Below are 23,423 nucleotides of genomic sequence, written 5' to 3'. Positions count from 1 at the left end.
AGCCCTCTAAAGGACCCCTTCTTTTTATTTATGTGGATTGGAATTACATTTTCACGTCTTCTAATTCTACTTCTTCTGCATTTTTATCTACCAACTTCACTTCATCAAAGCCCATGTCTTTGAATTGAGCAAACTGTGTAGCAGCATCACCCACAACCAAATATAGCATACGGTCCTCGTCCAACAATTTGTTGGCCAGCGCCTTGTGCTCTTCTAAGGTCATGTTCTTAACGATCTCCTCTTCTTGCATGATATAATCTGGAGCGAGGCCGTAAGCACTCATTTCAGACAACATACCTAATAAAGAGAATTGCGTTTCAAAACGACGCGCATTAGACTTCACCATAGCGTTTTTAGTGAACTCTAGATCCTCAGCGGCAATACCGTTTTTGTAGTCCTTAATCTGATCTCTAAAGATCTGAACAGACTCTCCTGTGGTGTTTGTTCTTACACTAGAACTCGCGTTGAAGGTTCCAGGGATCTTAGTTCCACTGAATCCAGAACGCGCTCCATAAGTATATCCTTTTTCTTCACGTAGAATCAAATTCACGTTTCCGGAGAAAGATCCACCTAATTTGTAGTTCATTACTTCCGCAGGATAGAAATCTGGATTGTCACGTGCCATAGACAAGTAACCAATATTGATCACCGACTGCTTAGCGTTTGGAATATCAACAAAAGCTAATGTGGACTTATCTCTAGAAGTATCAACTGGGAATTCTGGGATGGTCACATCCTTAGCCGCCCAGTTAGACTCTAAACTGTTCAATGCCGCTACAGTTTGGGCTTGATCAATTTTACCAACGATCAAGAATCGACTGATCGATGGTGAGAAGTTCTTCTCATAGAACGCCTTAAGATCATCCATAGTGATAGCCTCTACAGACTCTTCAGTACCGCTAGTTGGGTAAGCAAATGGGTGACCTTCACCGTAAAGCATTTTGTTCCAAACACGTCCGGCTACTGCATTCGGGTTGGCGTCAGAACGCTTGATGCTGTTGATAGTCGCTGTTTTGATACGATCGAATTCGTTCGCATCCCAACGAGGCTCTAAAAGAATCTCTTCTACCAAGGCCATCAACTTCTCAAAGTTTCTAACCAAAGTGTTTCCTTGAACCACAATGCTCTCACGAGTTGTATACATATTCAAGCTCGCACCAAGAAGTTCGATCTCTTCTTCTAATTCTTGTGGTGTTTTGTTGGCTGTACCCTCCATCATGATGTCACTCATCAAGTTGGCTACACCGTTCTTGCTCAAATCGTCTAGAAGGTGTCCACCCTCAATGATCAAGCTGAAGTTTACTGTCGGGATCTCATCCTGAGAAATACCGTAAACCATCATTCCGTTACTTAAGTCAGTCTTCCAACTTGTTGGAATGTTCAAAGCAGGAGCGTCTCCAGCTGCTGGCTCAACAGAGCGATCAAAAGCAGATGGCGTCTTAGCGATCTCCTCTTCAGTATCAACGATCTCTTGAGTTACGTTCTCTTTGATCTCCTCCTCTACTACAGGAGCAACTTCTGAGTTATTCGCTGCTAGATCAACTTTTCCTTTAGGAACAAAGCTGGTCAATACGTAAGGTTTGTCTTTGATGTATTTGTTGTAAACACGCATCACGTCTTCTTTGGTAACGCTCTGAATGTTCTCTAGATCTTTTTTGTAGAATCCAGGATCTCCAGCAAATACGTTGTATTGTGCTAGGTTGAATGACTTACCAAGAACACTGCTGATCTGGTTGTAGAAGTCAGTCTCCAAGCTCGCCTTGATGCGCTCAATGTCACGGTCGGTAACACCTTGCTCTTCAAACAATGCATAGGCCTCGAAGATTGCATCTTCCACTTCTTGAAGTGTTTTGCCTTCATTAGCAGTAATGATAATCCTGAAAGCTCCAGCGATCTCTTGAGAGTTGTTGAAAGCTGTGGTACGAGAAGTTAATTCCTTCTCTTCTACCAATACTTTATAAAGCGGTGCTTTCTTTCCTTGAGACAATAATTGTCCTAAGAAATCCAAAGCATAAGCATCATCTGTGTATTGTTGTAGTGTTGGATAAACCATGTTCAACTGAGGCGCTGTAGCGAAGTTATCTTCGTGCATTAAACGCTTAGTCTCAGCCAAAGTCACAGGCATTGGCTCTAGAGGAGCTACTTCCTGACGCTTCTTGATCTCTCCAAAATACTTCTCGATCATTGGCTTGATGGCCTCCATATCGAAGTCTCCAGCAATTACCAAAGTCGCGTTGTTAGGTCCGTAGTATTTGTCGTAGAACTCACGAACGTCATCCACAGTGGCGTTCTGAAGGTCTACCAACTCTCCGATCACCTGCCAGTTGTAAGGGTGGCCTTCTGGGTAGATGTTCTTGTCAATAACCCATCCGGTATGTCCGTAAGGATTGTTGTCAACGCGTTGGCGCTTCTCGTTCTGTACTACTTCTTGTTGATTGTAAAAGGCAGATTCGGTCACCGTGTTGATGAAGAATCCCATACGGTCACTTTCTAACCACATGATCTTTTCCAAAGCATTCTTTGGAACAACTTCATAGTAGATGGTTCCGTCTTTCCACGTACCACCGTTAAGTGTTCCTCCAACGTCTTGAATCTTTTTGAAGAACTGATCTTGTCCAACGTTTTCAGACTCCTGGAATAACATATGCTCAAACAAGTGAGCAAATCCAGTACGTCCCGTTTTCTCACGATTCGATCCTACACCATACTGAATGGCCATAGAAACGATCGGATCACTGGTGTCTTGATGTAGGATCACATCCAGACCGTTTTCCAATTCGTACTTCTCAAATTCAAGAGTTAGATCGCTGTTCGCTGTATCTGCTGAACTTCCTCCTTCTTTACAAGAACTTGCAAAGACGAGCAATGCTGCAGGAATCAACAACAAACTGCGTTTGATTAATTTTCGCATGATTGATTTTTTTTAAGTGGGTTAAAGATAGGTAATTCACTTCGCCAGAGCACTTTTAGAATTCTAAAATATCTGTTAAAAAGCCCATAAACAGCGGGGTCTAAAGCGCTTTATGTCAGATAAAACGAATCTAATGAAATAAAAGTATGCTATACTAAGTGCAAAAGAGCATGTAAGAAGTTCGAATTGATCAGCTCGTAACTAGAAAAAATAGATTCGTAATTAATAAATCCGAGGGAATTAAATTAGCTTAAATCGCGTAGTTCCAATTCTTCCCCTGGATTTACAAAAGCAAATGCTGTGTAGCCAGCTGCCTTAAAATCATCCAGTTGCTTGCCCATATTTTTAGCCTTGTAATCTAAGATGACGGCGTTGCCCTTTTCTCTCAACTCGGCAGCATGGGCGCGCATCGCCTTTATGGATTCCATATCCTTTCCTCCGAGTAGGGCAATGCGTTTTCGGGCGTCTGGGATTTCAAACCCGCTCTCATCTAGTATTAATGCGAGACGTTCAAATCCAATAGAGAAGCCACAAGCTGGCACCTGCTGCTTTCCGCCTAAAAAGCGACCGATCATTTTATCATAACGCCCTCCTCCGGCAATTGACCAACTGTAACCTTTGACCTTGACTTCAAAGATCATCCCAGTATAGTAGCCCATTCCACGAACTAAGGAAAGATCAAAACCTACGTCAAGATCGGAACCCGCCTCTTCGTTAACGGTATCGATCACGAACTTCAAGTCATTCATGATCTCCTGAGGTACTATATTTTGCTCCGCATTGGCCGCTATAAAATCTTCAAAAGAATGCTCTAAAAAGGAGGTGACCACTTGTAAAAAGGTATCCAATTTGCCTTGATCAAGGTCACTGGCGGCAAATTCTTGCGTGATTCCCTTCAAGCCGATCTTATCGAGCTTATCCAAAATGATAAATACCTCTCCCGCTTCATCTTCGTCAAATCCACAGTAATTGGCAATGGCCATAAGCAAACGACGGTCGTTGATCTTAACTTCAAATTCTTCCAGACCAAACTGCTTCAAAGTAGATGTGGTTGCTGAGATCAGCTCTAATTCTGCTAGATAGGTGGAATCTCCAATTACGTCAATATCACATTGCGTGAACTGTCTGTACCTTCCTTTTTGAGGACGTTCTGCCCGCCAAACATTTCCAATCTGAATAAACTTATTCACCTTGGGGAGTTGTCCCATATTGTTGGCGTAGAAACGGGCCAAAGGAACCGTTAAGTCAAAACGCAGGCCAAGATCAGCCAGATCATCCATAGTGCTCTTTGCTAACTTTTCTCCACGCTTAAGGATCTTGAAAATCAGCTTTTCGTTCTCTCCACCTTGTCCACTAGAAAGTAATGCAATATTCTCTACGCAGGGCGTTTCAATTTGCTGAAAACCAAAAGTTTGATAGTGCTCCAGAATTAGGTTTTGAATATAATTTCGGATCGCCTTTTGATCGGCGGTGAATTCACGCATACCCTGAGGTGGAGTCTTCAATATTTTCATGGGTTCCCAATGGATTTTTAAGATGCCACAAAAATAGCAATTGCGCTAGAGATGTTAAAATTAGTGGCATCCTAATTTTAGCCGCCTCCCATCCAACCCGGTCTGTCCAAATTACGGTACTGAATGGCTTCAAGTAAATGAGCCTCCTGAATATTGGGTGACCCATCCAGATCTGCCATGGTTCTGGATACTTTTAGAATTCTATCATAGGCCCTAGCAGATAGCCCTAAGCGATCCATAGCGTCTTTAAGCAGCTTTTTGGAAGCCTGATCCAATTGGCAATATTTGCGAATCTCCTTGGATTGCATCTGCGCATTATAGTGGATCTGAGGTTGATTCTTAAACCGCTCTTGCTGCAGGTCTCTGGCTTTTACTACTCGAGTTCTAATAGTCTTACTAGAGGTTCCTGGTGGAGTCTCACTGAGCTTGTCAAAACCAACTGGATTCACTTCTACGTGCATGTCCATGCGATCCAGCAGAGGCCCTGAAATGCGTCCCAAATACCGTTGTATCTCCGCTGGAGAATTGACAACAGGAGCATCGGGTTCATTAAAATATCCTCCAGGACTCGGATTCATACTGGCAACCATCATAAAACTTGCAGGATAGGTCACATTGAATCGCGCTCTGGAAATAGCCACCTCCCGATCTTCTAAGGGCTGGCGCAACACTTCCAGGACCGTTCGTTTGAATTCAGGGAGTTCATCCAAAAACAAAACACCGTTATGAGCCAAGGAGATCTCTCCGGGTTGCGGATAAGTTCCTCCTCCTACCAAGGCAACATCACTAATGGTGTGATGTGGACTCCGAAAGGGTCTGCTGCTCAAAATTCCTTTTGTTTCCTTAGTTCGACCTGCCACTGAATGTATCTTAGTGGTTTCTAGAGCTTCATCCAAGGTCATGGGTGGCAATATGGATGGCAGACGCTTGGCGATCATCGTTTTCCCTGAACCAGGAGGACCGATCAGCAAAATATTATGCCCACCAGCTGCCGCGATCTCCATACAGCGTTTAATACTTTCCTGGCCTTTAATATCGGCAAAGTCCAGAAGAGCGTCTTGGGTTTGCTGTGCAAATATGGCTTTAGTATCTACGACTACTTCCTGCAGTGGCCTTCCCTCATTGAAAAATGTGATCACTTCATGGAGTGATTGCACACCGTAGACCTTAATTCCAGAAACTATGGCAGCTTCTTCGGCATTTTGAGTGGGCAGGATCAAATGGCCAAACCCTTCTGCCTTAGCCTGAAGTGCTATGGGCAAGGCGCCGCGTATAGGCTGCAAAGCCCCATCAAGTGACAGCTCACCCATCATTATATATTGCTCCGGGTCAACGCCCGCGGAGATCTGCTCGGTAGCAAATAGGATACCCATTGCCAAAGGAAGATCATAAGCAGCTCCTTCTTTTCGGAGGTCTGCTGGAGCCATGTTTAGTGTGAGTTTTTTACCAGGAATTTTGTAACCATTGGTCAGTAAGGCGGCTGCGATACGGTAATTACTTTCCTTGATCGCGTTGTCAGGCAGGCCAACAAGATGATAGCCAATTCCATTATCAACATGAACTTCAATGGTGATGGTTGTTGCATCAATACCGAAGACGGCACTCCCGTAAACTTTGGTAAGCATAGTGGTGATTTTGGGAGGAATAACCACTGCCAAGGTACTAAAAGCTCTGCCTGAAGACGGTGAGTTCTAGCGTAAAATGTGCTCTAGATTTATGAATTTAAAGCAGTGTAATTATTGTTTTGAACGCAGGTTTTCTACACGTTTGATCTGAAACGGAGTAAACCAATCCCAACTCACTCCCACGCTTATCTGATTACCCGAATCCACAAAGCGATAATTGTAATTATCATGGCCGTAGATATAACTCACAAAAAAACCAAAGTCGCTCTTAAAGGGATACCACGTTCCAAATACTTCTGCGCGTAAAGGTTCTACACTAGGGTGAGCTCCGGAGATTCCTTCCATTCGGAGTCCCACCGAATACTTAAGCGTTTCTTTATAAGTGTGTAAATATTCATATTCAAAACCCAATCGGTGACGGCCGTAGATGTCAATATCCAAAGGATTATACCCTCCTAAATCTGCCAAAAAGAACATATTGTTATGCCAAAGTTCGTACCAGCCCGTAAATGAGTGAACCTGATACGGCGTATTCTTTTTTAGGTTGTTATATCTGAAATTTCCACTTACCCGAGTAAAATTAGTGGAGAAATTTCCATTGACCCGATTGAGAATATCGGACAAATTGGTCTGGTCCGTGATCATGGCGTAGATAGCATCACAGGGTGAGGTCTCATCGTCTAAATTGATGTCAAAAGCGCAACCCGATTGGCCGTTGGAATAATGCCCAGACTCTAATGCAGCAGCTAAAAAATGGTTTCCATCTGTTTTGCGCAATAGCTGAAATCCAAGCAATACGCGATAAGAAGGCGTTTTGACAGGTCTTGAGTTTTCATTATACATACGAATATGCGGCTGGAAACTGGCATAGAATGTACTGCTAAAGCGCTTGTCTGATTCATCCTGCAGGTTCTTGACCATATTGTTGTAAAAGCTGTAATAAACCACCGGATTAGCATCAAAAAGAATCTCTTCTTGATCTACCATACTAGACAAATAACGCACCGTGGGTTTAATGCTAATGGGGTAATAATCACCAAAAACAGAGGTTTGCTGCTCCGTTGCTTCTTGAGCTGAAGCTGTAACCCCAATCAGGATAAAAAGAAGTAAAAATCTGCGCAAAGCAAAAAAAAATTAGTTAGTTGCCCTGAAGGTACTATAAAGAAATGTAAAAGCGACTACCGGGCGGCAGTCGCTCTTATCTTAACAGACTAACTTAACTCTTGGTGCTTGCGCCTGCACCTGTGGAGTTATTAAATAGTCCACAAATCATTAAAAGGTTGCGTGGAATTTTAAAAAATTTCCTTTATTTCTTTATAAACCTTTTAAACAACTGACCATCAGCAGTTTGAATCTGCAAAAAATATACTCCTTGTTGCAGTGGTGCGACCTCAATTTGGGATTTACCCTCGGATTCCAATACCAGCATACCTTGTAAATTATAAACCTTCAATTTTAGGATGTCTGCTGAGGGAATCCCCGAAATCTCAAGTCTGTCGACTACTGGATTTGGATAGAGTTGAACCGTATCAGCTAAAACAAATTCATCAATTCCAAGAGTGCTTACCACTGTGGTAATGGCTTCATTAGTAATGATTGGCGGATTGAAGTCAAAATAGATCGCCGCAGAATTACTAAAGCTGTCGCCCAATTCTAAACTTTCTTGTGTCTTTATCTTAAAGAGAACATAACCGTCATTATTGGCATCATCAAAGGGCAGATCAATCCCTTCAAAAATGAATTCCACCAAATTGTCATTGACGCGTGTTTCAAACTCATGACTTCCTCGTAGGGGAATCAAAGTAGACAATTGAAATTTAGAGGTGTCAATAGTATCTGTTATAACAACATTCGTCGCATTTGCAGTCCCCAAGTTTTCAAAACGAATCAAATAATGCATATACTCCCCAACTTGCTCCTCGAGGATCTTATCGCCTTCTAAAGCGGTTTTGTCGTTAGGGTCATAGGAATTCACCACTTCTTGATGAAGTACAAATGTATTGTCCGCTGGAGTTTCATCAGTTGCTGAGAAATCAAGGGCTGCTTCAAAATTCAAGATTTCTCCACCAATTAATGGCGGACTGTCTGTTGGCGTATTGAGCAGGAAAGTCACGTTTATACTAGTAGCACTAAAGGGAGTTATATCTGAAAAATACCAAATAATACTTGAATCTGCAATACTCGATGGAGCTACATCAGCATTGAAATAATCCATCAAATCATCTTCAAAACTGAGTTGAATTTCTCCCGTCAGCGCTGTGGACCCGTTGTTATTTATGAGTAAGGTATAGCTACTTTCAAAGCCTGGAACCGCCTGTGTGATTGGAATGATCACCACCTCTAAATCATTGAAGTCCCCAGCAGAAGTCACACAATAATCTTGGATCAAAGGGCTTGAAGCGGCGGGAAAACTAAAACTCAAACCTGATGGGTCAACACTAAAGTAATCTGGGTATTCCGATGATGCGGTCACCACATAGTCTCCCTCATTTAAAGGTATTCTGTAAGTTCCGGAGGCGTCTGCAAAAAATGTTCCTACAGTCGCGCCGTCATTGACCTCATAGCGCATAAAAGGTACCAAGACATCAGAATCTGTACACCCGTCAGATTCAAGATCAAATCGTGCGGCTCCGCTGACTTCATAAACCTCACCGCCGGGATCAAAGCTGCAATAACTGTTGACGACTACATCAACTATTTCGCCCTCAGCTAGGGCTTCAAGAAGCTGATCAGCCTCAAAATCATCTACACAGATATACGCTAAATTGGCACCTCCAGTGATGCTCAAATTGCTCGTAATGGCTGTGCCGTTCTTAAGCAGCACTCGCGAGCTCAAGGTGTTTCCTAAATCGAGATCACTCAACAAAGGATTTAAAGAAAAATCCAACTCTTCTATAGCATTACCACCACCCCGATAATTGTATAAATCCGGAAAAAGACTGAGGTCTATCTCCGTAAAATTAGTTTCAGAAATTTGTAGAACCCTTAAGGTTGGAATTGCTTCAAAATCTAGGCTGCCAATGGGGTTTTGATCTAAGGAAAGTACTTCTAAAGATACCAAGCCCGTTACATCCAAAGAGGAAATATTATTGGTAAACAGATTTAAAAATGTGAGGTTTTCGAGTCCAGCAACATTGATCTCTTCTAAAACGCCCTCAATTGCAAAAACCGAGTAAAGCGCAGGTAAGTTGGTGAGATCAATACTGGTCAGTTGCGTATCAGCAATACTTAGATTATTGAGCATTGGAAGCTCCTCGAGGATCAAGGTACTAAGCACACTGTAACTTGCCGATGCAAACGTTAAGGCCGGCAGATTGGTTAAAGAAAGACTTTCTAAATTGTCATTCCCGCTAAATTCCACACGAATCAAATTAGGGAGGTCCGCAATCTCAACTTCTGTGATATAAGTATCTCTAAGCCTGATTCTTGTCAAATTGATCGCTGAACTCAAATCAATATCGGAGATGGGATTGCCCGATAGATCAACATCTAAAAGCTCAGGAAATAGCGTAAAATCAAAGCTAGACAGTTCATTCCATAAAAAATCAAGATCCTTAAGCACATTGGGACTTGGATAATTGATTGCAGTTATTTCATTCGCTGTTATGTCGAGTTCTTCCAATAATACTAAAGCTGAAATGTCCAAGGAGGACAAGTAATTGTAAGGAAACTGCAACTCGACCAAATTCTCAAAGGCATTAATGCCAACTGCAGATTCAACTCCGTGATTATTAACGATAAGCCGGTCTACAGCAAGCGCCTCTGCAAGCTGAATTTCCCCGTCACCGCTGGTGTCAACAACAGAATCGGGAAGGCCATTGCCGTCGGTGTCCCAACACAATTCATTAACTAAAACATTTTTAAAAATTGGATCCGGAATATCTACTATTTGCCCTAAAGCAGGGAAAATAAAGAACAATCCTAAAAAAAGAAGGAGTAGATTTTTTTTCATGGCAAGTCACATTTATTAGCTACCAGCAGATGCCGGTATACCTAATAGACTACCAAGAGTAAAAAGGTTGCGTAAGGTGAAAGACTACTCCCCCAACTTTCTCAATAAGGCTGCCGTAGATGCATCATGGCCAGCAGAAACACTGCCAGACTCAATATCACTCAAAGTGTTCTTAGCCAACACCTTACCGAGCTGTACGCCCCATTGATCATAACTGAAAATATTCCAGATCACTCCTTGTGTAAAGAGTTTATGCTCATAGAGTGCAATGAGTTTCCCCAGTGAATTAGGACTCAATTCATCTATAAGAATGGTGTTCGTTGGACGGTCTCCAGTAAATACTTTGAATGGAGAATCTAAGCTTTGACCATCGGTTCCAGTCATCAAGGCTTGAGTTTGAGCAATGAAATTGGCCATAAGTGCGTCTTGATGCGCTTTCTGATTGTGTTGATCTTTCTTAAAGCCGATGAAGTCTGCAGGAATCACTTTAGTTCCTTGGTGAATCAATTGGAAAAAAGCATGCTGGGCATTGGTTCCGGTAGATCCCCAAACAATGGTTCCTGTTTGATAGTTGATCACGTCTCCGTTTCTATCGACTCCCTTACCATTACTCTCCATAATAGCCTGTTGTAAATAAGGAACGAGCTTGGTCAAATACTGCGTATAAGGGATCACTGCTTCACTCTCAGCTCCCAAGAAGTTGTTGTACCAAATGGAGATCAGCGCGAGGGTCACTGGTAAGTTCTGCTCAAAAGACGTTTGAGTAAAGTGCTGATCCATAGCGTGAGCACCTCTTAAAAGCTCTTCGTATTGGTCATAGCCAATAGCACAAGCAATAGAGAGTCCAACGGCACTCCACAAAGAAAAGCGACCGCCAACCCAGTCCCACATGGTAAAAATGTTGTTCGGATCAATCCCAAAGTCTTTTACGGCTGGAATATTGGTGCTCACCGCGACAAAGTGCTTGGCAATTTGATCTTCAGCTGCGTGTTGTAAGAACCACTTGCGAATGGTCTGTGCATTCATCAAGGTCTCCTGAGTAGTAAAACTCTTAGATACAATGATAAAGAGCGTGGTTTCTGGGTCCAAGCCTTTTAAGGATTCCACAACGTGGTCGCCCTCTACATTTGAAACAAAATGAATGTTTAAATGATTGCGTTGATTGCGCAAGGCTTCTACCACCATATCTGGCCCGAGGTCACTCCCTCCTATTCCTATGTTGACAACATCGGTAATGGATTTACCGGTATGACCTTTCCAGCTACCTGAGATCACCGCCTCGCTAAAAGTCTTCATCTGTGAAAGTACTTCTGCCACTTCTGGTTTCATATCAGAGAAATTGCGCAGCGCCATATGCATTACCGCTCGATCTTCAGTCTGATTGATATGAACCCCAGAGAATTGCGCCTTAATGGCGTCATCAAGTTTAACTTCCTCAGCCAAAGCCAAAAGCGCCTCGTGAATTTCTTGTGTCAAATGGGTCTTGGAACAATCCACATAAAAATCCTCCCATTGCATACTGTAGCGCGCTGCGCGCTCAGGATCTGCTTTAAACAGATCTTGCAAGCGAGGTTGCTCATTAGCTCTTAATTCACTTAAACGTTTCCAGGCTGAAGTGCCTGTTGGATTGACAGATGGAAAACTCATTTTTTGTCAGTTTGGGTTTCACTGACAAATTTAATGACAAATTAGTAGAGACCCTTATCTAGAATCACCAAATTATGACGAATTGCAAACAAAACGAGTCCGGCAACGTTCTTGGACTCTGTTTTTTGCAATAAGTTATTTCTATGTCCTTCTACGGTTCTTGGACTAATAAAGAGCTTCTCCGCAATTTCATGGGTGGTGAGTTGATCGCAGATCAGTTGTAAAATTTCCTTCTCCCGAGTAGTGAGTTCCTCAGCCTCATTCAGGCTTCTGCTCGAGGCTCCCTGTAATTCATCTTGAATAATTTGCATCACTTGATAATTGTAATAAAAGCCGCGTTTGACCACTTCGCGAACAGTGTGTTTTACGGTCTTGGGAGTTGAATTTTTAACCAGGAAAGCCGCTGCCCCAATGTCTACCATATTGGCTATAAAACCTCGCGTGTTGTAGCTTGTCAGGGCAATGACTTTAATAGCTGGGTATTTTTTGAGTACGGCCTTGGTAGCTTCTATACCATTGACCATAGGCATTTTAAGATCGGTTAGGACCACATCGGGCAGATCATCCATAGTGGCTAGGGTATCTAACAGCTTTTGTCCGTTCTCCGCTTCAAAGACCACTTCAAAGTCTTCTTCTCTTTCCAAAATGAAAGCGATGCCTTTTCTAAAGAGCTCTTCATCGTCTGCGAGTCCAATTCGAATTGTGTCATTTGCCATATCTGAGGTTATTTAGGGTAAATCTGATGCCGTTCCCAGCTTCACTTTCAAAGCGCGATTGCCCACCTAAGAGCGCCACACGACTTTCTATATTTTTCATGCCGAGTCCCGGTTTACCGGCACTGGCGGTGTTTTCAAAACCTATTCCGTTATCTGAATAGTTTAAACCCGGAGGTTGGCTTTTGAGTTCAATATTTATCTGTGTAGCCGCGCCGTGTTTTAAAGAATTATTGACCAACTCTTGAATGATCCTAAAGAGGTGCAGTTCCTCTTTAGCTTCTAAGGAATCTGGCTGATAGTCGTTTTTTAAAGTGATGAGTCCATCATGGGCTCTGTTGTAATCGTTGGTAAGTTCTTCAACAGCCGCCTTCAAACCAAATTTTTGTAATACCGGAGGAAGTAGATCATGCGCAATCCTGCGTGAACTTTCCAAGGTGGAATTGGAGATCTGAAGTATGGTTCCAAGCATTTCATTGGTTTGTTGTACATCCACCCCGCCTTCTAAGAGCACATTGGTGTTGAGCGATACAATATTAAGCTTGGAAGAAATAGCGTCGTGTAGATCTTGCGCGATGCGTTTGCGTTCCTTTTCCTGAGTAAGAATCGTAGCCTGTAACATCTCCTTCTGAAAAGAGATCTCCATATTGGCTTTTTCCAACTCGGCATTGATGATCTTTTTACGGGATAAGAAAAAGAAGATCACCAGAGCGATTGCCATCAGCAATAAAAAGCTGAGCGCAATGAGGATTAAAGAGATTATTTCTGTATTCTCAAACAAGTTTTTTAGTGGCTTTTCGCGTTCGGTAATTGGTATACCATTCAAAGGTGACTAAGCACTGAAAAAGCAGATAAAACACAATATTCAAGTTCAATAGCAGCAAATAGCCTTGTCGGGACAATTCGTATTGAAGATTCCCACTGGCAAATATCAAAGTGCTGCATATCAAATAGATAAACACCCCGACATTCACTATGATAAAAGGTGTTTTAGCACTGATGGATCGGTAAAAATAGATAAGCGAATATCCTATCAATAAGGCCTGGCTCAGAGAAATACCTATGGAATTGTATCTAAAAAACAAACTCGGGTCCATTGCGTATTGAATCAGCATAAAGCACAAAAGACCTCCTGCTAAAAAGTATATTAAACGGTTTTTTATCAGCTCGCCGTAAAATAAGCTCAACAATAACAATTGTACAACCGTATAAATACTTGATACGAAAATATTAGGCTCCCCCAAGATCACAAAAAGGATCATGCCTGACTGCGTCAAAGACATGGCGATCAAGTATAGGGTGAAAAACTTAAAAGCCTTGCTCTGTTTAGCAAAGCTTTTAAGAAATAATAAAGCGTTGATGATAAGAATAATCGTAGCGAAGTACGATAGATTCTTAAAAAACCGAGTCATGGCTTTCTAGCTGTTCAGTTGGCTGGTCGGATCACATACCGGCGGACAAGGCATGGTAAAGTCAAAAATGTAATTGCCGTTATCTCGTCCGCTTGGGTCTGGCAATTTGTCCTTATAGGTTCCGTCGATCTGATGGGTGCACCCCACAATAACGAGTTTCTCTACTCCGCTATCATCAATAGCCAAGTAAGCTCTGACAGCATCAGGATTTTCAGCTAAAACACCAGTTAGATCGTCTTTTGGGATCAAAAAGGCTCTTACAGAATTAGGGTTTTGAGTGCGCCAGTTGGTAGTCCAATTAATGGCATCACTTAGCTTAATAGTATCGTTGGGAGTACTCATGATTAGGAATTGTTGTTTGGTTAATAAATCACAAGTGGAAGATACTTAAAAAGCACCGCCTATTTTAACAATTACGGTTAAGCCGTAATTAGTTTAACGTAAAGCCGTATTCTACTTACAACCCTCGTTGCGCTTGTAATAATCGATCAAACCGTCTATAGGTCTGCGTATGATGTTTCCTAATTCCAAGTGATAGGGTTTCATACAATCACGAATGATATCTTCTGAGAAGTGCGCAATAGAACCTATAAAATGGATAGGCACATGCTGGGCCTCTTTATAGCAAAGGATCTTATTCTCAATAAATTTGAAGATTCCCTCACTGATCAGCTTGTAAAAGTAGCCGTTGACCTCTTCACTGGTAAAAATAAATTCGGCAAAAGAAGCCAAATAGGTATTTGGATTTGGGCGTTTGTAAACGTTGAGCTTGATCACATCGGTATTGAGATCAAAACGCTTCTCAAACTCCTTGGCCAGCTTCTCTGGCATTTTTTTGTAGAAATAATCGCGGATAAGACGCTTCCCAAAGTAGTTCCCACTAGCTTCATCCATCAAGGCATAACCTAAGGAATCTACTTCCATGTGAATGTTCTCCCCGTCGTAATAACAACTGTTAGAACCTGTACCGAGAATACAGACTATTCCAGGTTTGTCGGTAGCTGCGTAGACTGCCGCTGCTACATCTTCCTGCACGCTGATCTTCGCCCCCATAAATAGGTTTTGAAGCACAGCATACAAAGATGCCTTAGGAGATGGAGTACCGCAGCCTGCACCGTAGAAATCAACCTTAGTGACGGTAGCAAACAATCCGACCAATTCCGTATTCTCCCGAATTCGGGCTTCAAGTTCATCGGGCTCTACTACCGCCGGGTTTAAACCTCTGGTGCGGGTTTTGAGTACTTTTTCACAGGAATCGTCAAGGAGGACCCAGTCACATTTGGTGGATCCTCCATCAGCAATTAATATCATAATTCAGTCTTATAGGCTGGCAATATGCGCAGCAAGATCAATCAATTTAGACGAATAACCATATTCGTTATCGTACCAAGCCACCAATTTGAAGAAATTGTCATTCAGCGCAATTCCAGCATCTGCGTCAAAGTTACAGGTGTTGGCATCAGATACAAAGTCCTGAGAAACCACAGGCTCGTCTACAAAGTCGATCACTCCGGCATAAGCTCCATCAGCTGCATCCTTAAAGAGTGCTTTAACCTCCTCATAAGTTGCAGATTTCTCTGTGCGTACGGTTAGATCTACTACAGATACATCCGCAGTAGGTACACGGAAAGCCATACCGGTTAGTTTTCCTTTCAACTCTGGAATTACTTTGGTTACCGCCACGGCAGCTCCAGTAGAAGTAGGAATAATGTTATTCAAGGCAGAACGTCCTAAACGATAATTCTTACGAGAAGGTCCGTCTACGGTCATTTGAGTCGCTGTTGCAGCGTGAACAGTAGTCATAAGGCCTTCCACAATACCAAGATTATCGTGGATCACTTTGGCCATAGGTGCCAAACAGTTAGTAGTACAAGAAGCGTTAGATACGATCTTGTCCTCTGGCTTCACTTTATCGTGGTTCACACCCATTACGAACATCGGTGCATCCTTAGAAGGTGCAGAGATCACAACTTTTTTCGCTCCAGCATCCAAATGTGCCTTGGCTGTATCCATAGTGGTGAAGATTCCGGTACAATCAATTACGATATCAACTCCAGCTTCGTCCCACTTCAATTGAGAAGGATCGCGCTCTGCAGTCACTCGTACTGTATTACCATTTACTTTTAAGTGTCCGCCGTCCACGTCAACAGTACCGGCGAACTTACCGTGTACAGAATCGTATTTCAACAAATAGGCTAAGTGATCAACGTCCAAAAGGTCGTTTACTGCTACCACCTCTACTTGAGGGTTTTGTGCAGCGATTCTAAAAGCCAATCTTCCAATGCGGCCAAAGCCGTTAATTCCAATTTTAGTCATAGTATTATGATTTAGACAGACGTGATGTCTGCTACTCGAATTAGTTCAACATCTATTTCATTTTGTCCACTGATCGCTCTGGCGAACGGAACATATACAATCTTTCTGTTTGCGATCCCGACCATTACGTCTTGCTGACCGCTCATCAATGCATCAATCGCACCGACTCCTAACCTACTGGCCAAAACACGGTCGTAACAACTCGGTGCGCCTCCACGCTGAATGTGCCCGAGCACAGTCACACGCACTTCATAAGCGCTCATATTGTCTTCAATGTATTTGGCGAGGTCAAAAATGTTCTTTCCGATCTGATCGCCCTCAGCAACTACAATGATGCTTGAGGTCTTTCCTGATTTCTTACTGCGACGCAAAGATTCTAACAATCGCGTGCGTCCCATATCTTCTTCTGGGATCAAGATCTCTTCCGCTCCTGCTCCAATACCTGCGTTCAAAGCAATATCACCAGCGTTGCGCCCCATCACCTCAACCAAGAATAAACGGTTGTGTGAGTTGGCTGTGTCGCGGATCTTATCAATAGCTTCTACTACCGTATTGAGTGCGGTATCGTAACCGATGGTATAATCGGTTCCGTTAATATCATTATCAATGGTTCCCGGTAAACCTACAATAGGAAAGTCGTGTTCTGCCTTAAAAACAGAAGCTCCGGTAAAGGTACCGTCTCCACCGATAACCACTAGGGCATCAATATCGGCCTTTTTGAGATTCTCGTATGCTTTCTGACGTCCTTCTGCGGTTCTAAAGTCTTTAGATCTCGCAGATTTGAGGAAAGTACCGCCTCTATTGATGATGTTCTTTACTGAACGTGCGTCAAGGTCTTCAAAGTCGCCTTCAATCAAACCTTGATATCCTCTAAAGATCCCTACACAAGAAAGATCATTATAAGCGCAGGCTCTAACAACAGCACGAATAGCAGCGTTCATTCCAGGGGCATCTCCCCCAGAAGTAAGCACTCCAACTTTAGTGATTTTTGTACTCATTTATTGCTAAACTAGGGCATTTGCAGCAACTCCACAACTGCCCGATTAAACTAAAACGTTTTCGTTTGATAAATTTTTCTAAAAAACTCCTAATTGCCTGATATTCCTCTAGTTTTTGATCAAAAACAGATAGGATGCAGGTGGTATTTCGAAGCTTTTTTCGCCTTGGATTTCGATTATTTCTCCGGACTTGAAATCGCGGAAACTTCCCAGAGCTTTTACAGGTAGATTTTTTGTCTCAGACCCGAAGTTGGCCAAGTACAATACCTCGGAATCATCTTTAAAGCGTCTAAAGGCTAAAAGATCGGGATCGTGAAAGGTGTCTACCCATTCATATGCGCCTGCCGCTACTCCTCCATTCAAGGCAGGTACTTCTTTCTTTACCTTTGCCAATTGCTCCAGTACAGGCCAAATTTTTCCTTTATTTTTTGGGATACTGTCTTTCTCAAAAAACTTTAAACTGTGATTGAGATCGTATTCCAAGCCACTGTAGATGAGCGGCATTCCAGGAAGTGCATAACTCAACACCAAACAAGACTCCCAATGAGCTCCCGTTCTCCCTAAGAAGGTGCCGTTCCAAGAGTTCTCATCGTGGTTTTCCACAAAGTTCATTAGATAGTCATCGTCGGCCCATTTTTCCATTTGACCGTTGTAGTGCGCCCACCACTGTGCTGCTGGTTGTTCTCCTTTGGCAATATCGTTCATCAAGTGATGGTTGGCCCAGCCATAAGCCATATCGAACAAACCGTCTTCTAACAATTCTGGATTGTCAGCCTCTGCGAGCATAAAGATGGCTTTCTCCTTGCGCAATTCAGGAATTGCCTTGCGCCAGAAATCTGTAGGTACAAAGCCTGCCACATCACATCTAAACCCATCAATATTCTCTTCTGCGATCCAGTAGCGCATCTCTGCGATCATGGCTGGCGTCAGATCTGGATTGTCAAAGTTGAGATCGGCCACATCAGTCCAGCCTTCTGGAGTTCTGCCATCATCTTTGAGGGGTTCAGAAACTTCTCCGGCTTCATTCTTGGTATAATACTCAGGATGTTCTTCAATCCAATGATGATCCCAGCCGGTATGATTCGCCACCCAGTCTAAGATCACATAAATCCCATTGTCATGGGCGGTCTGCACCAATCGTCTAAAATCTTCTAAGGTTCCAAACTCAGGATTGATCCTAGTATAGTCCGATACCGCATAATAGCTGCCTAGGTATTTTTTACGCTCTTCCGGATCGTCAATATCGTCTGCCATTACATTGCCATAGGCTTTGCGTTTGGTGGAAGATATTGGATAAACCGGCATCAGCCAGATAACATCTACTCCAAGATCCTTTAACTTGGGAATATCTGCAGTAAACGCGTCAAAACTACCCTCTGGTGAATATTGGCGAATATTCGCTTCATAGAGAATCGCAGTCTCTAGAAATTCATCCGTCAATGGAGGTAAAGTCGTCAAAGTCTCGTTCATAGGTTCTTCATTTGAGGTTTTGTCGTTACAGCTGATCCACAAAGCAGAGATCAGCAGTAAGAAAATTGCGCGATATAAAGGATTCTTACTCATATATCGCTTCTAATAAAACTACATTGGCGTCAGAATTCAGGCTGACTTTACCGCCTGTCACCACAGCGGTTTGCCCAGAATAGGCATCACGCACGGTGCTTCCTTCTGCAAAGGCCATCCCGATCTCAATGATCTTCTCGCCTTTAGGCGCATTGAGTGCAACCACTACAGTATCATTTCCTGCAGCATATTCACGTTGGAAGGTATAAGGGGCTGCCGCCAATTGTTGGTGTCTTCCTATTCCCACAGCTAAGTGATTGTTCTTAAACTGTCCTAACTTTTGATAATGCGTCAATAGCTTTTGCGCTTCTGGATCGTTGGCATAGGCCTCCCAATCCATAGATGAACGCAGGGTAGCATCGCCATTGGTGCCATCAATAAGTAACGAACGGCCTACCTCATCCCCGTAATACATTTGCGATCCACCAGGAGTCAACAGCAGTAGATTGGCAGCGGTATAGGTGTTTTGACGCTCCTTGTCATAAGGGTAACCATCATCATGTGAGGTCAAATAGCTTAAAGTACCGTAATCCGATAGCGTCGAATTTAAAATAGAATCGTAGCGAGAAAAGACCGCTTCATAATCTACATCAGACTCTTGAGAACGCAGATCAAAATTGATCATCGCCGTAAAAGCATCTTTGTAATAGTCCTTTTTTACATCGCCAAAATTGGTCATGAGCCCATCATTGATCCCGTAACCATAAACCTCTCCCACAGTGTAAAAAGGGGTATCATCTAGAACCGAATCAGGATTGGCCTGCTTCCAAGCGGCAAAGGCATAGTCGCATTGCTTTTTGAATTCCTGCCATACAAAAGCTTCGGTATGTCTAACGGTATCTACACGGTAACCGTCAATTCCAAAATCGGTAATGTAATCGGTCAACCACTTCATGATGTAAAAGCGCGGTGCTCTTGGATAGCCTGTACGCTCAAAGAAGGCATCGAGTTCTGCCATTTCTGTGTCATAACGGCCTTCTTGCTTCCACTTTTCCACCAAGGCTGGTGGTAATGCAACATCCTCATTAGACTCTGTTTTAATGTCTGGGAGGTTTTCAACCAAAGTACACTCCACAGTGGTCTCAAAAGACTCATAGGTGCACTTGGGCTGCGTGCGCACCCATTCTTCTGGCCAAACGGCATCCTTTGGGGTGACTGGCCCGGTGTGGTTTGTCACAGCGTCCAAAAGCACGCGAATGCCCTTGCTATGGGCTGCTTCAACCAAAGCGGCTAGATCCTCAAAGTTCCCGAAGTTCGGGTCCAACTGCGTCCAGTCTTTGGTCCAATATCCGTGGTAGGCATAAGTATAACCGGTGCCCTCATCGGTTCCATCGTGTACCTGCTCAACGATTGGAGTCATCCAAATGGCGTTGATCCCCAAGTCTGAGAAATAACCCTCTTGGATCTTTTGAGTGATTCCCTTGAGATCCCCTCCTTCAAAGCCGCGTAATACAGCAGTTTCTTGGGTTCTATCAAAGTTCACATCGTTGGAAGGATCTCCGTTATTGAAGCGATCCGTCAATAAGAAATATAAATTGGCGGCTTTCCAATCAAAGGGTTTGGCCATTGCCACCTCTGATTCTGACTCTTGCGGAGTCTCTTGCTTTTCTTCCTTACAGGCAGCAAAGCAAACCAGCATCAATAAAGCCAGTAGATTAATTTTGCGCATCTGATTATAAATTTATAGTTGTGGTCTCCCCAGCAGAGAGGGAATAATCTGTGCCGTTAACCGTAACGTCCATTGCGGAATCGCCAGCTACAGACAAGCTGCAGGTTTTAGCATCAATTGCTACAGTAAGAATCTGTCCTCTAAAGTTCACCTTGAATCTATAGGCACCCCATTGTTCTGGGATCCTTGGATTCAAGCTCGGTTTGTCATCTTTGATTCTAAAACCAGCGAATCCTTCTACAATACTCATCCATGTTCCTGCCATAGAGGTAATGTGACAGCCTTCTTCCACTTCTTTGTTGTAATCATCCAGATCCAATCTGGACGTTCTTAAATAGAACGTATAGGCTTGCTCCATACGTCCTAGCTTGGCTGCTTGAATGGCATGCACACAAGGAGACAAAGAAGATTCGTGTACTGTAAATGGCTCGTAGAAATCAAAGTGTTTTTCCAGAGCTTCATCGGTAAATTGATCCTCAAAGAAGTAGAACCCTTGTAAAGTATCTGCCTGCTTGATATAAGGCGAGCGCAGTATGCGATCCCAAGACCAATGCTGATTGATCGGGCGTTGTTTTGGATCTAAGTCACTTACCTCAATGAGCTCTTTATCTAAGAATCCGTCTTGTTGCAAGAAAACACCGTGCTCTTCTGAATACGGGAAGTAAAGGCCATCGGCAACTGTGGTCCAATCGCTTAACTCGCTCTCAGAAAGATTTGTTTTGGCTGCAATACGGCTGTAGTCCTCTGGTGATTCTGATTGAATGCGTTGCATTTGGGCAGCAGCATAGTTCAAACACCACTGTGCGCTGTAGTTGGTGTACCAGTTGTTGTTGACGTTGTTCTCGTATTCATTCGGCCCCGTAACGCCAAGGATTACATATTTGTCCTTCTGTTTGGAGAAAGTAGCGCGTTGTTTCCAAAAACGAGCAATCCCAATGAGAACCTCTGCGCCCATTTCATTGATGTATGAAGTATCTCCCGTGTAACGCGCATAATTGAAAATGGCAAAGGCAATGGCTCCATTTCTGTGGATCTCCTCAAAGGTGATCTCCCATTCGTTGTGACACTCCTCCCCGTTCATGGTTACCATAGGATACAAAGCAGCTCCATCGGTAAAGCCGAGCTTCTCAGCATTTTCAATAGCCTTCTGTAGGTGCTTGTATCGGTAGACCAAAAGGTTGCGAGCAACTTCTTGATTCTTCGTAGCCATATAGAACGGCAAGCAATAGGCCTCCGTATCCCAATAGGTACTACCTCCGTATTTCTCCCCGGTAAAGCCTTTAGGACCAATATTGAGTCTAGGATCTTTTCCTAAATAAGTTTGATTGAGTTGGAAGATATTAAAGCGGATCCCTTGTTGAGCTTTGTCATCACCTTCAATTTGAATGTCTGCCATGGCCCAAATTTGTTCCCAGGCAGCTGCTTGTGCATTGGCCAAGCCTTTTACGCCAGTTTCCATTCCTTTGGCGAGCACAGCTTTGGCAGCTGGAATCAATTGGTCAATATCGTGATTGGTAGAAACCGTATAACCGGCATATTTCTCCAAATTAATCGTTTCTCCTTGCGCGACTTGCGCACTATAGGTCACAGAAGCTGTTTTATCGGTTTGATCTACGCCGGATTCTGAGACGGGTTGATCGTTCAAAAACACCTGTGAATCCATATACGTACACACATGGAAAGCTGTTTTTTCTGTGGCTGAATGTATAAAGGCTGCGGATTTTGAAGCGCTAATACCTTTAATATCCCAAAACTTATCGTCCCAGTTGGAATCCTCATTGGTGATCCCAGCATCGATATAGGGAGTAAAGCTTATGGTAGCAGATCCGTTAACTGGAGTCACGCGGTAATCGATCACTCCCAGTTCATCCATATCCAAAGAGAGGAATCTGAGCACTTCTACCTTTACGGTCTTGCCATTTTGCAAGGTGGCCTCAAAGCTGCGAGTATACAAACCGGTTTTCATGTCCAGTTCTCTCTTGAAGTTGTCTACGCTTTTACACGTATGCAAGTCTAAAGCCTCTCCATCAACACTCACGTTGACTCCAATCCAGTTTGGAGCATTGAGTACTTTGGCAAAGTATTCCGGGTAACCGTTCTTCCACCAACCTACACGGGTCTTGTCTGGATAATAAACTCCTGCAATATAACTTCCTTGAAAAGTGGGTCCGGAGTATTGCTCCTCAAAATTGGCACGTTGCCCCATGGCTCCGTTACCAATACTGAAAAGACTTTCTGAAGATTTAACGCGTTCTGGATCGAAGCCTTCTTCGATTATGGACCACGGGTGGGTTACAATATATTGTTGGTTCATTGGATTGTTTCGCTGGTTAATTGGTCAATAAAATTGGTTGGTATCTGGGTAAAGTTTTCAAATACGTGTTTGGCATGAGATAGATGCTCTTGTTTTCCGATTCCCACAGATACCATTCCACCGGTATTGGCGGCCGTTACTCCTGCCTTAGAATCTTCAAATACTACACACTGGGCAGGTTGTAAGCCCAAGAGTTCTGCTCCTTGTAAAAAGACTTCAGGATCGGGTTTAGCAGCGGTCACATTGGTGCCGTCTACTATAGCTTCAAATTCTTGGATCATCCCCACACGCTCTAAAATATGGCGTGCGTTCTTACTGGCAGAACCCAAGGCGATCTTGTAGCCGTTGTTTTTAAGATCGGTAATAAACTCGCGTACGCCTGGAAGAACGTCATCTGCACCCATGGTTGCAACATGTGCCAGATAATCCACATTCTTATCCGAGGTCAAAAAATCAAAGCGTTCCTGAGTGATCTCCACTCCGGCCCAATCAAGGATCTTTTGTAATGAGTCTATACGGCTTACGCCTTTGAGTTGTTCGTTGAGTTCTGGCGTCAGCTCAAAGCCTAAGGCGGCAGCTGTTTTTTTCCATGCCAGGTAGTGAAAATGGGCGGTGTCTACTATAACTCCGTCCAGATCAAATATAATTCCTTCTATTTTCATCCTAATTAGAATGCGACCTGGGCCTTTTGGGAGGAGTCCACAAAAAGCGGCAAATCGCTTATGTATTTAAGCGACAAGCACCTTGCTCATCTGCGCTGAAAAAAGGGAAGTAATAATAGCAACAGAA

17 protein-coding genes are annotated in these 23,423 nt (G+C 43.3%); all 17 read right to left on the bottom strand.

Features of this window, described 5'->3' with window-relative positions:
- Positions 1-43: 43 nt before the first annotated feature.
- The 17 genes from POW22_RS08745 to pgmB all read right to left on the bottom strand — a co-directional run bounded on the left by POW22_RS08745 (position 44) and on the right by pgmB (position 23,296).
- Positions 44-2,911 carry a M16 family metallopeptidase gene (locus tag POW22_RS08745; protein WP_272832272.1) on the bottom strand — a complete coding sequence of 956 codons (2,868 nt, stop codon included), beginning with the start codon at positions 2,909-2,911 and terminating at the stop codon, positions 44-46.
- Between the two features lie 245 nt (positions 2,912-3,156).
- Complete coding sequence (gene hisS, locus POW22_RS08740; RefSeq protein WP_272832271.1) at positions 3,157-4,425, bottom strand: histidine--tRNA ligase; 1,269 nt, start codon at positions 4,423-4,425, stop codon at positions 3,157-3,159.
- Between the two features lie 77 nt (positions 4,426-4,502).
- A complete protein-coding gene (locus POW22_RS08735) occupies positions 4,503-6,050 on the bottom strand; it encodes a YifB family Mg chelatase-like AAA ATPase (RefSeq protein WP_272832270.1) in 1,548 nt (515 codons plus the stop codon).
- A 111-nt stretch (positions 6,051-6,161) separates the two neighbouring features.
- Positions 6,162-7,172, bottom strand: coding sequence for a hypothetical protein (locus POW22_RS08730; protein ID WP_272832269.1), 1,011 nt, complete (start codon positions 7,170-7,172; stop codon positions 6,162-6,164).
- Between the two features lie 184 nt (positions 7,173-7,356).
- Positions 7,357-10,002, bottom strand: coding sequence for a DUF7619 domain-containing protein (locus POW22_RS08725; RefSeq protein WP_272832268.1), 2,646 nt, complete (start codon positions 10,000-10,002; stop codon positions 7,357-7,359).
- 84 nt (positions 10,003-10,086) lie between these two features.
- Positions 10,087-11,649 (bottom strand): glucose-6-phosphate isomerase, encoded by a 1,563-nt coding sequence (gene pgi, locus POW22_RS08720; protein WP_272832267.1) that lies wholly within the window; start codon positions 11,647-11,649, stop codon positions 10,087-10,089.
- A gap of 41 nt (positions 11,650-11,690) precedes the next feature.
- Positions 11,691-12,365 (bottom strand): response regulator transcription factor, encoded by a 675-nt coding sequence (locus tag POW22_RS08715; protein WP_272832266.1) that lies wholly within the window; start codon positions 12,363-12,365, stop codon positions 11,691-11,693.
- A complete protein-coding gene (locus POW22_RS08710) occupies positions 12,355-13,143 on the bottom strand; it encodes a sensor histidine kinase (RefSeq protein WP_272832265.1) in 789 nt (262 codons plus the stop codon). The genes POW22_RS08715 and POW22_RS08710 overlap by 11 nt, the downstream gene beginning before the upstream one ends.
- Positions 13,136-13,645 (bottom strand): hypothetical protein, encoded by a 510-nt coding sequence (locus POW22_RS08705; RefSeq protein WP_272832264.1) that lies wholly within the window; start codon positions 13,643-13,645, stop codon positions 13,136-13,138. The genes POW22_RS08710 and POW22_RS08705 overlap by 8 nt, the downstream gene beginning before the upstream one ends.
- A 135-nt stretch (positions 13,646-13,780) precedes the next feature.
- Positions 13,781-14,116, bottom strand: a complete 336-nt coding sequence (locus tag POW22_RS08700) for a hypothetical protein (protein ID WP_272832263.1) — start codon at positions 14,114-14,116, stop codon at positions 13,781-13,783.
- A 111-nt stretch (positions 14,117-14,227) separates the two neighbouring features.
- Positions 14,228-15,085, bottom strand: coding sequence for an N-acetylglucosamine kinase (locus POW22_RS08695; protein WP_272832262.1), 858 nt, complete (start codon positions 15,083-15,085; stop codon positions 14,228-14,230).
- A gap of 9 nt (positions 15,086-15,094) precedes the next feature.
- On the bottom strand, positions 15,095-16,090 hold the full coding sequence (gap, locus tag POW22_RS08690; protein WP_272832260.1) for a type I glyceraldehyde-3-phosphate dehydrogenase: 996 nt from the start codon (positions 16,088-16,090) through the stop codon (positions 15,095-15,097).
- Between the two features lie 11 nt (positions 16,091-16,101).
- Positions 16,102-17,088: a 6-phosphofructokinase gene (gene pfkA, locus POW22_RS08685; RefSeq protein WP_272832259.1), complete on the bottom strand. Its 987-nt coding sequence runs from the start codon at positions 17,086-17,088 to the stop codon at positions 16,102-16,104.
- A gap of 108 nt (positions 17,089-17,196) precedes the next feature.
- Complete coding sequence (locus POW22_RS08680; RefSeq protein ID WP_272832258.1) at positions 17,197-18,651, bottom strand: alpha-amylase family glycosyl hydrolase; 1,455 nt, start codon at positions 18,649-18,651, stop codon at positions 17,197-17,199.
- A complete protein-coding gene (locus tag POW22_RS08675) occupies positions 18,644-20,320 on the bottom strand; it encodes an alpha-amylase family glycosyl hydrolase (protein WP_272832256.1) in 1,677 nt (558 codons plus the stop codon). Before POW22_RS08675 ends, POW22_RS08680 begins: the two co-directional genes overlap by 8 nt.
- Before the next feature lie 4 nt (positions 20,321-20,324).
- Positions 20,325-22,634: a glycoside hydrolase family 65 protein gene (locus tag POW22_RS08670; protein ID WP_272832255.1), complete on the bottom strand. Its 2,310-nt coding sequence runs from the start codon at positions 22,632-22,634 to the stop codon at positions 20,325-20,327.
- On the bottom strand, positions 22,631-23,296 hold the full coding sequence (gene pgmB / locus POW22_RS08665; RefSeq protein ID WP_272832254.1) for a beta-phosphoglucomutase: 666 nt from the start codon (positions 23,294-23,296) through the stop codon (positions 22,631-22,633). The genes POW22_RS08670 and pgmB overlap by 4 nt, the downstream gene beginning before the upstream one ends.
- Positions 23,297-23,423: the final 127 nt, after the last annotated feature.

This window comes from Gilvibacter sediminis, from assembly GCF_028561565.1.
Lineage (GTDB): Bacteria > Bacteroidota > Bacteroidia > Flavobacteriales > Flavobacteriaceae > Gilvibacter > Gilvibacter sediminis.
This window is presented reverse-complemented; position numbering and strand designations above follow the sequence as displayed.